We start from the raw sequence: 14,183 nt of genomic DNA on the forward strand, positions 1-14,183 counted from the left end.
TCATCTTGTAACTTTGTAAAATATTCGAGCTTTTGATCATCTTCTATATCAAAACGAGCTAACCAGTGATTGGCTAAATAGCCTTTAATCAGTGGAATTTCATCTGTTGAATAATTACCACGATGTAAATCACCTATTTTTTCAACACGTAAAGGCTTTAACACCCTATTTAACAAAACATAAGGCGCGGGTAAGGGATCACTTTCAACAGAACCCATTAAAGGTAAAGTCCCTGCTTGTATCACAACACCTGTACCGTAGTCATAGCCAATAAACCAATTCATCGGTAGTTCACTGTTTAATGCTTCTTCTTCCTTGATCGAATTAAACCATTCGTAGCTGATTGCAGTTAACCAGTTCACAGTTTTAATGCCTGTTATTAATCTATTAGATAAAAGTCCTGGATTTCCTACATCCATTGCCCAAGCTCTACGAGCCATAAACGCTTCGGTCGGTTCATTCTTATCACTTCTTATTCTCGAAATGAGACAAGCATAACCTGCATAACCATGTTTGGCTTTTAAACGTTGCGCACACTTAATAAATAAATCAATAAAAGCTTTACTATTTTCACCAACCCAGTCGATTGGCATAGAAAAAGTTAAAGAGCTTTGATATTTCCCATTCTTCACTTGCCATTGACTAGATCCTCCTACATAAAACTCCCATGCCCCTGTTGCAAATTTCTCTTTACCACTGGTATATAAAAAATTAAAAGCTTTCATAGGACTATAAAGTTTTAAGATATTTCGTATAGGTTTAACTTTTTCAAAAGCTAAACTAGCACCACCAGCCCCGTTAGGTGGCTCATCCTGCCATAACCAAGTTAAATGCGCTTTGGCATGGGCTTGATAATCATCAAAGCATTGAGCAATCGCTTCACGCATTTCATCACTAAAACCCTCTTTAAAGTATAAAACCGCACGAATCGCAGGAATCGCACCGACATAGTCCTCTCCACCTTGAGGAGTGAGTAAACCACCACCAATGGCGCCTTTTTCTTGCATCGCAACCCATGCTTTGTAGTCTTGTTCTTTTTTAAAGTGCATATGATCAATACGCCCTATTACCAATCTATTCGCTTATCTAAAAAAGCATACTGACTATTTAACTTAGGCTCGTCTTGTAACTTTGCAAAATATTCGAGCTTTTGATCGTCTTCAATATCAAAGCGCTTCATCCATGCTTCTGCTCGATAACCTGTAATTAATGGATTTTCTTCTGTACTGTAGTTGCCACGGTGAATGGCTTGAATCTTCTCAACTCTTAGAGGCTTTAAGATTCTATTAAGTAAAATATATGGTGCTGGTAAAGGATCACTTTCGACTGAACCATCATTTGGTAATGCACCAGCTTGAATAACCACACCCGAACCATAGTCATAACCAATAAACCAATTCATCGGTAGTTCACTATTTAATGCTTCTTCATTTTTAATTCTATTAAACCATTCGTAATTAATTGCTGTAAGCCAACTCACAGTTTTAATACCATCAACAAGATATTTTGCTGATAACATAGCATTACCTACATCCATTGCCCAAAGTTTACGAGATAAGAAGGCTTCTGTAGGTTCATTTTTATCATTTCGGATTTTACTAATGATACAAGCATACCCAGCGTAGCCATGTTTGGCTTTTAAGCGTTGCGCAGATTTTATAAATAAATCAATAAAAAGTTTTGGATTTTCTTCTACCCATTCAATAGGCATTGAAAATGTTAAAGTACTTTGGCTTTCTCTTTTCTTCGATTGCCATTCACTTTTACCACTCACATAGAATTCCCAAGCTCCTGTAGCGAATTTTTCCTTACCACTAGTATATAAAAGCCCAAAAGCTTTCATTCGACCATAGCTATTCAAAATCTTGCGAATAGGCTTAGTCTTTTTGTATTCAAGAGTATTTTCTTCCTCTTTTGGAGGCTCATCTTGCCATAGCCATTTCAAGTGATCTTTAGCGTGATTTTGATAATCATCAAAACATTGAGCAATGGCTTCACGCATTTCATTGCTATAGCCTTCTTTGAAGTATATAACAGCTCGAATCGCAGGTATTGCTCCCACATAATCCTCTGGACCTTTTTGTGTGAATAAAGCCCCTGCTATTGCCCCAAATTCTTGCTGCTCTGCCCAAGCTTTATAATCATCTTCACTTTTAAAATGCATATAAATATCCTTACCAAACTGGACTCGGTGATGGTTTTGGTGATGGGAATTTAGGCAGTTTGGGTAACTTCCCTTTTCTTAAATTATATAAAGCTAAAGCTATTCCTGATGCCCATGTTACAAACTCTGTAACTGTGGATTTTTTTCCATCTTCATCATCATTGCCACACTCACATTCATCGGGATCTAAAACTTTAACTTTTTTAGGATCTCCAGCTATTGTCTCATAACTATCTCGTTGGTCATCTCCAAACTCATCACCAAATTTGATTTCAACAACATTTTTAATATTGTCTTGGGTTGCAGGTTTTGTTGGATCTTTAACAATAACCACATCAGGACGGCGAGTCATTCCCTCCCCCTTTTCATACTCATACCCTTTATCTTTAAGCCAATTTTTCTTAATCCATCCCCAAACATAATCATGCGCTTTGGTTGCTATGTTTTTATCAGTTACTGGTTTGGGAGGTGTTTCAGTCATATCATAAGTTAATTCTGGCTTCCAAGGGCTTCGATAACTAAGAACTACATCTAGCTTTTTTAATCTTGCAGAAACACAAGATTGATATAGATTTTGTTGGTTCTTACCTTTATGTGGCTGATAATGACAGTAACAAATCGCACTACATAATACTTTTTTATCTTCTGGGTCTAATTTGTCATTACCAACTCCAACAACTTTGATTGTTTGAAGTTGAGCTGGTTTAGTTGTTAATATTCCTTGTGGTTTTCCTTGATCAGCCATTGTCTAACTCATCCACTAAATTGAGATGAATTTCTTCCTCAGACGGGGTATAAATCCAATCGGTATAGCCTTGCGCATCACTTGCATAAATTGTACTGGTACCATCTCCCAGAGTCACACGGACTCTACGGTTGGCGATCGGTTCACCAGTATTTTGGTCAACAAGCTGAAAACGCCCTGAATGGTCTTGTGGTGGCGGTATTGTCTCTTCACCCTCATCGTTTGGATTACCCATCAGTTGAGAACCAAAAGGTGAACTGGCTTCAACAACCACTTGAAATGAACTTGGCAATAATTTCGCACCACATGCGGTTTTCATTCCTGCTAAAGCAACCTGACTATTATCAGGAAGAATAAAATTAGGTGCACCTTCAGCAATTGGAAAAACGCCTTTACATTTAGGACAAGCAACCATATAGCCTTTAGCAGCCATACCGATTCCATTGACTAAGGTAGAGGCATTGCTTTGAATCACGACACCACCATGATCGGTTTTACAACCTTGGACAATAACAGCTTGAGTCATAATTATTCTCTTATTTTATTTAGTAAAATTTAATAAAAATGTTTATATAAAAATAAATAAACCGCTCAAATATACCTTAATTATATGCAAGTAACAAATTTTCAAGCTAGAAACCTAGCCAGTTATTCATTTCATATTAGGAATAAAAAAGTAAAAAGCTCATTCTAGATTGGATTAAAAAATAGGAACAAGGCAAACAAAAAATTATTATTATATTAAAATTCAATTGATTAATTTCGTGAAAATATATGTGATTATGCTTTACAATAGACTTAATCACTACTTTTTTAAAATTATAGATTCAGTTTCCCCAAAAGCATATAACAGATTATTGATATCATGCTATATACTTTATAAATATTTAATGAAATTAATTCGCCTATCTATTATTAAGTAAAAATTGACGTATTTGTCGATTCAACGGTGTTGAATAATACTTTTCGATTGCCCAACTCAATATAAATACTCCCATAAAATAAATAGGCAATAGCATCAATTTTTCGGCGGGTAGAGTTTCTTTGGGAAGATAAAAGACTTTAAACATACCAAGAATAATCAGATGAAATAAATACATCTCATAACTACGCTGCCCTACCCACTCCATAGCTTTGGAGAGCATAGAGAATGATTCAGCTTGCGGATGTTGAGCAAAACAGAAAATTAAAATCGCAGACAATAGCGCAAAAATAGACACTCCCCATGTACTGACATCTTTAATTGGGGCATAAAAGTACAACATAATCATCAAAATACAAATCACAGGCACTATGATTTTTGGAATATCAAGCTTTGTCCCGACCTTTTGAGCAATTAATGCGGTCAAACACCCCATTGCAATGCCATCGAAACTCGAAAAATAGTGATATAAATATGCTCCACTTTCTTCAGCAAAATGTAAAGAACGAAAGTAAGGTGCATAACAAATAACCACCAACAACAATGCAATAAAACCTTTCCCTCGCCCTAAAGCCAAACAGAGTATTGGAAAGGCTAAATAAAACACCTCTTCAACCGACAATGACCATAAGACACCAAGTGCATAATTCACCCAACCATTCTCAATGATCAATATATTCATCCAAAAGGTAAAAGCAGAAAATACAGTGAGACCATAAGAGACTTCGATGTCATTGGGTGCTTGATTCATAAATGGTTTAAGTCCCATTGCACCAAATATCGTGACCAAAGCAACAAGCAGGACTAAACAAGGTATAATTCGTGCAATACGGCGAACATAAAAGTCTTTTACTCTGATATGCCCTAACGATCCACTTCTTTGTAAAGTGTGCTGGGTAATCAGAAAGCCTGAAATGACGAAAAACATCGTCACCCCATAGTTGCCATTACGCGCAATCAAATTATTAAGACTTTCTCCAAAAATTTGTACACCTAAAAATGTGTCGTGCAATTTATAAGGAATATTAAAATGATGAATCAGCACCAATAAAATTGAAATGCCTCGTAATAAATCAATCTTGTTATTGCGCATAGATATTTTTGTTTACCTAAAGTGGTGCTATTAAACGTGTTTTTTATTTTTATTTCAGTATTTTATTTTGAACAATTTGTTAATAAATTGATGTAGCCTATGGATTGCGAATCTAAAAATAATGCCAATCAAGACATCTTGAACTATAAAATTTATAACGAAATCAATTTAATTAGAAAAAATATACAGGAGATGACCTAAAACCATCTCCTGATCAGTTAAAAGTTGACGATATTCAACATTAGTCTTGTTGATGACTACGTTTTCTCATACGCGGTTTATACATGAACTGATAAGTGACCGCCAAAATAATCGCCCACAACGGACTGATGATGAGTGCCTTTAAAGTATCAGGCTCCAAGCTGAGAATCACCAATGTAAACGCAAGGAAGACCAATACAATATATGACATCCATACGCCACCTGGCATTTTAAAGTTTGATTTTGCATGCAGTTCTGGGCGTAATTTACGATAGCGTATATAACAGACCATGATGATGCTCCAGATGCTGATGAACAAAATCACGCACAGAGAACTTGCCAGCGTAAATGCTTCAACAGTATTGGGTACAAAATACTGTAAGGCTGCACCAGCCATAATGAAACCACAAGAGAACAACAATCCTTTTGCAGGAACAGCACGCTTTGATAGCTCAGCTAGCTTTTCAGGCGCTTGACCTTCTTTGGCTAAACCAAAGAGCATACGACTGGTTGAAAACACACCACTGTTCATTGATGACATCACAGAAGATAACACCACCAGATTCATAATAATGGCAGCACCACCAATACCTGCATGCATAAATAACGATACAAAAGGACTTTGGTCAGCTGGAATTTCTGTCCAAGGTGTTACAGACATAACAATAAACAATGCCAATACATAGAATAAAATAATCCGTGTAGGAATTGCATTGACCGCTTTAGGCAAGTTCTTTTCTGGATCTTTGGTTTCTGCTGCCATCGTCCCAATCAGCTCAACACCGACAAAAGCAAATAAGGCAATTTGGAAGCCTGCTAAAAAGCCAGTTCCGCCTTTCGGAAACATTCCCCCATATGACCACACATTGCTAAAGCTGGCAACGGAGCCACTTGGCGCTTGAAAGTGGCTAAATACCATATACCCACCAATCAGAATCAAGCCAAGAATGGCTAGAATCTTAATCAATGCAAACCAAAATTCAATTTCACCGAACAATTTTACGGTAAGCAGGTTAATCCCGAGAACCAAAAGCACGCAGCCTGCACTAATCAGAGCTTGCCCCATGGGCGTAAAAGCAACGCCATCGGGTAACCAAAAATTCAAATAATTAATAATTGCAGCTAAATCAGCAATGCCGACCAAAATCCAACCCAGCCAATAAGACCAGCCGATGTAGTAACCTGCACCAGGACCAATCAAGTCATGTGCCATGTCGATAAATGATTTGTAATGCAGATTGGAAAGTAGAATTTCCCCTAATGCACGCATTAAGAAGAAAAACATGGCACCAATAATCATATAAATGATTAAAATCGAGGGACCTGCTAGAGAAATTGTTTTCCCTGATCCCATAAATAAACCTGTACCAATCGCACCGCCTATGGCAATTAATTGCAAATGACGATTTGATAGTTTCCGTTGCAGCTCATGTGGCGACGATGGTGCGTCATCTGTATGGCTTGAAGTTGTCATAAAAATATCCTTTTTGACAATTTTTCTGGAGGTAAAACTTGCTTGTGGCAACAGAACATTCCCGTTCTATTTTGTTTTACCCAACTTGAGCGAAAGCACATGGTTTACATGTGCTTTGGCTTTGTTTCTAAATAAGTACGATTTAAGTCATGCAGTGATCAATGCGTAGACATTAAAAAGCTTATTTCTGTGCTGCAGTGACTGCAATTTCAATCAACCAATCTGGATTCACCATATCTGCTTGAATTGTGGCACGAGAAGGGGCAACACAACCTTTTAACCAATCCACCCAAACAGCATTGAATGCTGGAAAGTCTGATAAATTTTTTATGTAAACATTTGCAGACAATAAACGTGATTTATCAGTATCGGCTTCAAGCAATAGTTGATCGATGGTTGCCAAGATATCTTTGGTTTGACCCACAACATCAAGTTGCGTATTTTTAGGTACTTGACCAGATAAATAAACCACTTTATTAAAAATTGTGACTGCACTCATCACTTCATTGCTATTCAGTTTCTGAATATCAGCATGTTGAAGATTATTTGACATCTTTATTTCCTTATTTCGAAATTTTGAAATTAACGCGTGCAGTGACACCACACATGAGTTCATAACCAACTGTGCCAGAACTTACAGCAACATCATCGATCGGCAGTACAGCACCGTCAGAAGATTGTCCCCACAGCACCACTTCACTGCCAATGTCAGCATCCGTAATATGAGTTAAATCAACTGCGAGCATATCCATACTGACTCGACCAATGGTTTTAGTCAGTACAGAATTGACCAACACTGGCGCATCCATAGAGATACGCTGATAACCATCAGCATAACCACATGCAACAATACCGATTTTCATCGCATGGGGTGCTGTGAACTTTGAACCATACCCCACTGTTTCATTTGCCTGTAAATCTTGAACTGCAATGATTTCACTGCGCAAACTCATGCTTGGTTTAAGATTCCAGTCTTGGATTGAATGGGTAGGATAATCAGGTGAGCTACCGTAAAGCATAATGCCGCTACGAATATAATCTGAATGTAAATCTTGTGAATGTCTCAGGATGGCAGCGCTATTTGAGACCGAGCGGTCACCCGCTAAATCTTGAATCGTCTCATCAAAAACACGTTGTTGATATTCAATCCCAGATTTTCCCAAACGCTCTCCATCTGCATCTGAAAAATGCATCATATGGGTGACGGACTTGACCGCAGCACACTGTTTCAATCGTTGCCACATTGTACGATAGACCTCTGGTTTAAAACCCAGACGATTCATGCCCGTATTCATTTTTAAAAATACGTCGAATTGGGTCTGTGATTGAGCATGTTGTGTTTGGAACTGCTCTAACCAATTAATTTGTGCTGTGTGATGCAAACTAAAGCTCAATTGGTATTTTTCACAATCCATTAGATCTTCTGCGGAGAAGATACCTTCTAAAAGCAAGATTGGACCTGTCCAACCTAATTTTCTTAATCTTTTTGCTTCATCAATATCCAATAAAGCAAAACCATCTGCGGATTTAAACGCTTCATAAACACGCTCAATTCCATGCCCATATGCATTGGCTTTGACCACTGCAAAAACCTTACTTTGAGGCATAAATTGACGAGCAACATTTAAATTATGCTGTAATGCATCATGATGAATGACAGCAGTAATTGGTCTAGGCATGTTATTCGTCCCTGAATACGAATCTGCAATTAAAGCGTTTATCTCTAAACGCCTTAATACAATGTGAATAATAAAAATGAATGCAGTTTTTAAGCTGCGTGAGGATAACGCTGAATAGATAGACCTTCTGTACTAATATCTGTTTGATGATTCAATACAAGATCACTGATCAATTTTCCTGAACCACATGCCATCGTCCAACCTAATGTGCCATGACCTGTATTTAAGAATAAGTTTTTAAAACGTGTTGCACCAATAATCGGTGTACTGTCTGGTGTCATTGGACGAAGACCTGTCCAGAACGATGCTTGTGCCAAATCACCACCTGGGAATAAGTCTTGAGTAACCATTTCTAAAGTGCCACGACGGTCAGCATTTAAACCATGGTTAAAACCACTCAGCTCAGCCATTCCACCCACACGGATACGTTGATCAAAACGCGTGATTGCAATTTTATACGTCTCATCTAAAACTGTAGACTGTGGCGCAAATGTTGGATCAACAATCGGAATGGTTAATGAATAACCTTTTACAGGATAGACTGGTAAATTTAACTCAAGAGGTTTTAAGAAATCCCGTGAATAGCTACCAAATGCCAATACATAACGATCAGCTGTCAATACTTGACCATTAACCACGACACCCTTGATTTCATCACCTTCAACCACAAGTTTTTCAACATTTTGGTTAAATTTAAAATCTACGCCCAAATCTTTGGCTAAGTTGGCTAAGGCATTGGTAAATAAATAACAATCGCCTGTTTCATCATTTGGAAGATGTAAACCACCCACCAATTTATCTTTCGCATGTTCGAGTGCTGGCTCAACCTTAGCAAGATCATCTTTAAGCAATAGCTCATGAGGAACGCCACACTCTTTCAGTACAGCAATATCACGTTGAACCATCTCTAATTGTGCTTCATTACGGAAGACTTGCAGGGTACCTTTTGAACGGTTTTCGTATTGAATACCTGTATCTTTACGAAGCTCTCTTAAACAGTCACGGCTATATTCAGCAACACGTGTCATACGTTCTTTATTGATGGCATAACTTTCTGAATTACAGTTTTTAAGCATTTGCGCCATCCACTGTAATTGCCACATGCTTCCATCGATATTGATTGCCAGCGGTGCATGGTGTTGAAACATCCACTTCACAGCTTTGAATGGGATACCGGGTGCAGCCCACGGCGTTGAATATCCTGGGGAGATTTGACCTGCGTTACCAAAGCTGGTTTCTTCAGCAGGACCTGCTTGACGATCTAAAACTGTAACTTGTGCTCCTTGCTGCGCGAGGTAATATGCACTTGCTACACCAATCACACCACTACCTAATACGATTACACGCATTTCTTATCCTTTACGCATTTACTAGTTTATTTAACTAGTATATTTTTGGTTCAATAGTTTATTTCACTATTTTTAATGTTAAAATTTAGGTGTTTTAATTTTTTGTCGTGAAAATTCACCAAAAAAAGGAAATTATTGATGCGTAAATTAGACCGTATAGATCGAATGATTTTAGAAATTCTTCAGAATGAAGGTCGGATTGCCATCAGTGAATTGGCTTCGCGAGTTAGTTTATCAACAACACCTTGTTCTGAGCGAGTTAAGCGTTTGGAACGTGATGGCATCATTATGGGCTATCATGCGCGCCTCAATCCAAAACACCTCGATCGTAACTTATTGGTTTTTCTTGAAATTAGTCTCTCTGCAAAATCTGGTGACGTTTTTGAACAAGTGGCGAAAGATCTAATGGAAATACCAGAAGTACAAGAGTGCCACCTCATTTCTGGGGACTTTGATTATCTGGTCAAAGCCCGTTTAAAAGAAATGAGTGCTTATCGCCGTTTACTGGGTGACTTACTTAAAAAGCTACCCTCTTCCGCATCTTCACATAGTTATATTGTGATGGAAGAAATTAAAGAATCACTGTACCTTGATGTCAAATAAATAAATTATTTTAACAACTTACAACAATTCACTTAATTTTGCTCATCAACATGGATCGTATCAAACAAAATTGAGAAGTTCAGCAAAGCTTTTGATCCGAGCCTTTGGCTGAGCGAGATCTAATTCCTGCTGACTTCCATATCCATATTCAACAGCAATCGTTTCAATACCATTTTTGCGAGCACCGAAAATATCATGCTCTCGGTCTCCGACCATAAGACATTGTTCTGGATTGAGCTGTTCTTTATCTAAAATATAGGCAATCAATTCGGCTTTATTGGTTCGTTCACCATTGAGTTCACTTCCATAAGGATAGTCAAAATAACTCAATAAATCGAAATGATCTAGAATTTGACGCGCATAGACTTCAGGTTTTGCTGTTGCTAAAAACAGTCGATAACCTTTATTTTTCAGTGCAGCTAAGGTCTGCGCAACATCCTCAAATACATGATTTTCAAATAGCCCAGTAACAGCAAAACGCTCTCGATAACCCAATAAAGCTTGCTCAGCCAATACATCATTTACATCAATATTCAACAATTTTGCTAAAGATGCTTTTAGCGGTGGACCAATGATCCAATCAATATTTTCAGACTCAGGAATAGGATGTCCTACTTTTGCAAGACCGTATCGTGCAGATGTGGTAATCCCTACCTTTGGGTCAGTGAGTGTTCCATCCAAATCAATTAAAATATTCTTTATCATGGTCCAATCCTTTAAATCTGCGTTTCAAACAATTATCAAATTACTATCGAGTGTTCTCTCAAAGTTGCCTATACTAACGCAAATTTGAGAATTAAGGACATCATCGTGCGCCCTACTGTACTTTGTTTTTCAGGTCTAGACCCTTCAGGTGGAGCTGGCTTACAAGCTGATATTGAAGCAATTGGTCAAAGTGGTGCGCATGCGGCAATTGCTTGTACAGCATTAACCATTCAAAACTCTCAACAAGTCTTTGGTTTTGAAGCGACCTCAAAACAACTCTTACTTGCTCAAGCCAATGCTGTTGTTGGCGACTTACCGATTAAAGCGGTGAAGTCTGGGATGCTGGGAACTACAGATAACATTGCCGCTTTGGCTGATTTTTTAAGAGAACATCCAGACTATCTCTATGTGCTTGATCCAGTTTTAGTGGCGAATAGTGGTGGTTCTCTAGGTAATCAAGAGACCTTAGTTAAAGCCTTTGTTGAACTGATTCCGTTAGCAACTGTCATTACCCCAAACACAGTTGAGTTACGTGCCTTAACAGGTGAAGATAATATAGAACAGGCAACCCAGAAACTCTTTGAAATGGGTGCTCAAGCCGTTTTAGTTAAAGGTGGACATGAAGATACACCTGACTATATTCGCAATGCTTTATATGTAAATGGTGAAATGATCACTGAATCGAAATGTCCGCGTTTAGCAGGTGAATATCATGGCTCAGGTTGTTCACTTGCGAGCTTTATTGCTGGGCGCTTGGCACTGGGTGATCAACTTAAAATTGCGGTACAACACGCCGAAACATGGTTATTTGGTGTATTGAAAAATGCAGAAACACCCATCGAAGGTGGGCAAAAAATTCCAAAACGTTTTTAAACCTAATGATCCTAAACAAACTAATGTCCAAAATTTTATCCATTCATTTATAGGTAAGGTTTTGGACAATTGATCAAACATAACAGAGAACAACAATGATTAAAAAAAGCTCAATCATCTTGGCTTGTGTTTTTTCCCTCAGTCCACTCACTTTTGCCTTCCCCCAACAACAAACTGTTACAGGGAATTTAAACTACACTGTAAATGGACAAAAAACTCAATTTTTATTTAAAAATGGCGATGAAGAGTTAGGGCAGCTCACCATTAAAACTGCATCAAAACGGCAAACATTCCCACTGCAAGAATTGCCTTATCAACGCTCCTACCAGATCTATTTTAATGATTATAATTTTGATGGATATACCGATATTGCAGTGTCTGCTCCAGATATGGGTATGGGGGTTTATGCTGTGTTTGATATTTTTCTTTACCAACCCAAAAGCAAAGATTATCAAGTATTAGATCAAAGTAAGATTGATTTTAGCCATGCCCAATGTTCTATATTGGCAGATCTCAAATTGATTCCTCAGAAAAAACAAATGACCAGTTCATGTCGAGGTGGCGCAAGATGGTGGGTTGATACCTTTGAATTTAAACATGGGCAATGGAAATGGTTAAAATCTAAGGCAGAGGATGAATGATTCAACAATTTTATGATCAGCGCGTCTTAAAAAATCAGCACAATAAATAGCAAGGACCAAAAACTTTACCCACCCCATATAAAAGCGTAAATTAATAACTTGAAATGGTGATCATGCTTTTTCAATGAAATTAATCATTATAACAAAATGAGAAGATAACGATTGTCCAAACGTATTCATCAAATCACCCCATTAAGCCTTCCTATTGCTGGCACAGAAGCAATATCGTTGTTGACGGAGCACTCTTTTCCTCGGCATTCACATGATTACTTTGGTATAGGTATTATTACACGGGGAGCACAACGTTCTTGGAGTTTAATTGGTCAAGTGGAAGCAGCATCTGGTGATGTCATTATCGTAAATCCCGGTGAAATTCATGATGGTATTCCTATTGATGGATCACGTTGTTGGCAAATGATTTATTTTCAACCAGAACTATTGCAACAAGAATTGCTTGCTGAAGGACGCTGTGCAGATGCCATATTGCATCCACTCATACATGATCAGTTATTGAGTCAGCATTTATCTCAACTTTTTAAACATATGTCTCAACCTGACATTGAAAGTGTTGCATTAGAAGAAATGCTTTTGTTTAGTTTAATGCATACAAGTCGTCATCACATACTCTCGAAAAAACATCGACCCACGCAACACTTTTCTGTAAAGCGTGCTAAAGAATATCTTGACGAGATGTCTGGATATACAGTTACTCTGAGTGAGCTCGCTGATTTATGCGATATCAGTCGATTTCAACTACTCAGAAGTTTTTCGCATGAATTTGGCATTACACCACATGCTTACTTAATACAACGACGTGTTTGCCAAGCGAGAAACTACCTATTACAAGGAAAAACTTTAGTTGAAGCTGCTTTATTTGCAGGCTTTGCCGATCAGAGTCATATGACAAGAGCCTTTGCACGTCAATTTGCAATGACGCCAAGTCGCTATCAAAAATATTATTTGTGTTAAAAGTATCCTGCAATTTTATTCAAGACTTTAATTTTATATCTTTAAGATAATCAAGCTTCATTTATATTTGGAGCAGGCTCATGTACATGAGTTTCGAATTTTTAATTACATCACTTATTGTTGTTATTTCACCGGGTACAGGTGCCATTTATACCATAGCCACAGGGATATCACGTGGTACAAAAGCCAGTTTGATTGCTGCAATTGCATGTACATTAGGGATTATTCCCCATATATTCATAGCAATCCTCGGACTGGCGTTCGTGTTTACCATGAGTAGCTCAGTATTTATGATTTTAAAGTTTCTAGGTGTGACTTATTTACTATATATGGCTTGGTCAGCACTCCAAGAGAAAGGCTCCTTTCAATTTGAACAAAATGAGACTAAGCACTCCTCTCTTAAAATTATCAAACACGCAATATTTATTAATTTATTCAATCCAAAACTTCCCTTGTTTTTTTTAGCTTTTTTACCTCAGTTTATTTCTAGCCATACCGCTCAACCTATATTGGACATGCTCGGCTTAAGTCTAATATTTATGCTGCTTACATTAGTTGTTTTTATTTTCTATGGGTGTTTCGCTGCAATGATGCGCCGATATGTGTTAGGAAAACCGAGTGTACTAAAATGGCTTAGGCGCATATTTTCTATGAGTTTTGTTGGTTTAAGTATGAAACTCTTATTTAGTTCAAAATCATGAAAGTTTTACTCTCTTTCTAAGTGTCTAAATCATATATACGATTTGATCAAAGTGAAGAATTGAA

15 protein-coding genes are annotated in these 14,183 nt (G+C 37.7%); 5 read left to right on the forward strand and 10 right to left on the reverse strand.

All coding sequences use genetic code 11. From position 1 onward, the window contains the following. From ACINWC743_RS09035 to ACINWC743_RS09075, 9 genes are all read right to left on the reverse strand, one after another. Positions 1 to 1,049: type VI immunity family protein (locus tag ACINWC743_RS09035; protein WP_009585225.1), on the reverse strand; the 1,049-nt coding region annotated here is incomplete at its 3' end. A 17-nt stretch (positions 1,050 to 1,066) separates the two neighbouring features. Continuing rightward, a complete protein-coding gene (locus ACINWC743_RS09040; protein ID WP_009585219.1) occupies positions 1,067 to 2,164 on the reverse strand; it encodes a type VI immunity family protein in 1,098 nt (365 codons plus the stop codon). A 10-nt stretch (positions 2,165 to 2,174) separates the two neighbouring features. Then, a complete protein-coding gene (locus ACINWC743_RS09045; RefSeq protein WP_009585216.1) occupies positions 2,175 to 2,909 on the reverse strand; it encodes a VRR-NUC domain-containing protein in 735 nt (244 codons plus the stop codon). Continuing rightward, positions 2,902 to 3,435, reverse strand: a complete 534-nt coding sequence (locus ACINWC743_RS09050; protein ID WP_009585207.1) for a PAAR domain-containing protein — start codon at positions 3,433 to 3,435, stop codon at positions 2,902 to 2,904. Before ACINWC743_RS09050 ends, ACINWC743_RS09045 begins: the two co-directional genes overlap by 8 nt. Positions 3,436 to 3,814: 379 nt before the next feature. Continuing rightward, a complete protein-coding gene (locus tag ACINWC743_RS09055; RefSeq protein ID WP_009585202.1) occupies positions 3,815 to 4,924 on the reverse strand; it encodes an acyltransferase family protein in 1,110 nt (369 codons plus the stop codon). 241 nt (positions 4,925 to 5,165) lie between these two features. Further along, positions 5,166 to 6,599 carry an amino acid permease gene (locus ACINWC743_RS09060; protein ID WP_005033615.1) on the reverse strand — a complete coding sequence of 478 codons (1,434 nt, stop codon included), beginning with the start codon at positions 6,597 to 6,599 and terminating at the stop codon, positions 5,166 to 5,168. A gap of 181 nt (positions 6,600 to 6,780) precedes the next feature. After that, positions 6,781 to 7,152 (reverse strand): RidA family protein, encoded by a 372-nt coding sequence (locus ACINWC743_RS09065; protein WP_004830021.1) that lies wholly within the window; start codon positions 7,150 to 7,152, stop codon positions 6,781 to 6,783. 10 nt (positions 7,153 to 7,162) lie between these two features. Continuing rightward, positions 7,163 to 8,278 (reverse strand): alanine racemase, encoded by a 1,116-nt coding sequence (gene alr / locus ACINWC743_RS09070; RefSeq protein WP_009585198.1) that lies wholly within the window; start codon positions 8,276 to 8,278, stop codon positions 7,163 to 7,165. Positions 8,279 to 8,367: 89 nt separating this feature from the next. Further along, positions 8,368 to 9,627, reverse strand: a complete 1,260-nt coding sequence (locus ACINWC743_RS09075; protein WP_009585200.1) for a D-amino acid dehydrogenase — start codon at positions 9,625 to 9,627, stop codon at positions 8,368 to 8,370. A 138-nt stretch (positions 9,628 to 9,765) separates the two neighbouring features. Here ACINWC743_RS09075 and ACINWC743_RS09080 point away from each other — a divergent pair, with 138 nt between their 5' ends. Next, a complete protein-coding gene (locus ACINWC743_RS09080; RefSeq protein ID WP_004830027.1) occupies positions 9,766 to 10,230 on the forward strand; it encodes an Lrp/AsnC ligand binding domain-containing protein in 465 nt (154 codons plus the stop codon). Between the two features lie 60 nt (positions 10,231 to 10,290). Here the strand turns inward: ACINWC743_RS09080 and ACINWC743_RS09085 are convergent, their stop codons facing one another. Continuing rightward, entirely contained in the window at positions 10,291 to 10,935 is a 645-nt protein-coding gene (locus tag ACINWC743_RS09085; protein ID WP_004830031.1) for an HAD-IA family hydrolase, read from the reverse strand. A gap of 105 nt (positions 10,936 to 11,040) precedes the next feature. On the opposite strand from ACINWC743_RS09085, the gene ACINWC743_RS09090 reads away from it, so the two are divergent. The 4 genes from ACINWC743_RS09090 to ACINWC743_RS09105 all read left to right on the forward strand — a co-directional run bounded on the left by ACINWC743_RS09090 (position 11,041) and on the right by ACINWC743_RS09105 (position 14,119). Continuing rightward, positions 11,041 to 11,808: a hydroxymethylpyrimidine/phosphomethylpyrimidine kinase gene (locus ACINWC743_RS09090; protein ID WP_005033620.1), complete on the forward strand. Its 768-nt coding sequence runs from the start codon at positions 11,041 to 11,043 to the stop codon at positions 11,806 to 11,808. A 95-nt stretch (positions 11,809 to 11,903) separates the two neighbouring features. Then, the gene (locus tag ACINWC743_RS09095; RefSeq protein WP_005033622.1) at positions 11,904 to 12,449 is read left to right on the forward strand and encodes an FG-GAP repeat protein; all 546 of its coding nucleotides are present in this window, start codon (positions 11,904 to 11,906) and stop codon (positions 12,447 to 12,449) included. Between the two features lie 162 nt (positions 12,450 to 12,611). Further along, entirely contained in the window at positions 12,612 to 13,418 is an 807-nt protein-coding gene (locus ACINWC743_RS09100) for a helix-turn-helix transcriptional regulator (RefSeq protein WP_009585250.1), read from the forward strand. An 86-nt stretch (positions 13,419 to 13,504) separates the two neighbouring features. Then, on the forward strand, positions 13,505 to 14,119 hold the full coding sequence (locus ACINWC743_RS09105; RefSeq protein WP_035300845.1) for a LysE family translocator: 615 nt from the start codon (positions 13,505 to 13,507) through the stop codon (positions 14,117 to 14,119). Positions 14,120 to 14,183: the final 64 nt, after the last annotated feature.

The sequence above is a fragment of the Acinetobacter sp. WC-743 genome (genome assembly GCF_000335555.1).
GTDB lineage: Bacteria > Pseudomonadota > Gammaproteobacteria > Pseudomonadales > Moraxellaceae > Acinetobacter > Acinetobacter bereziniae.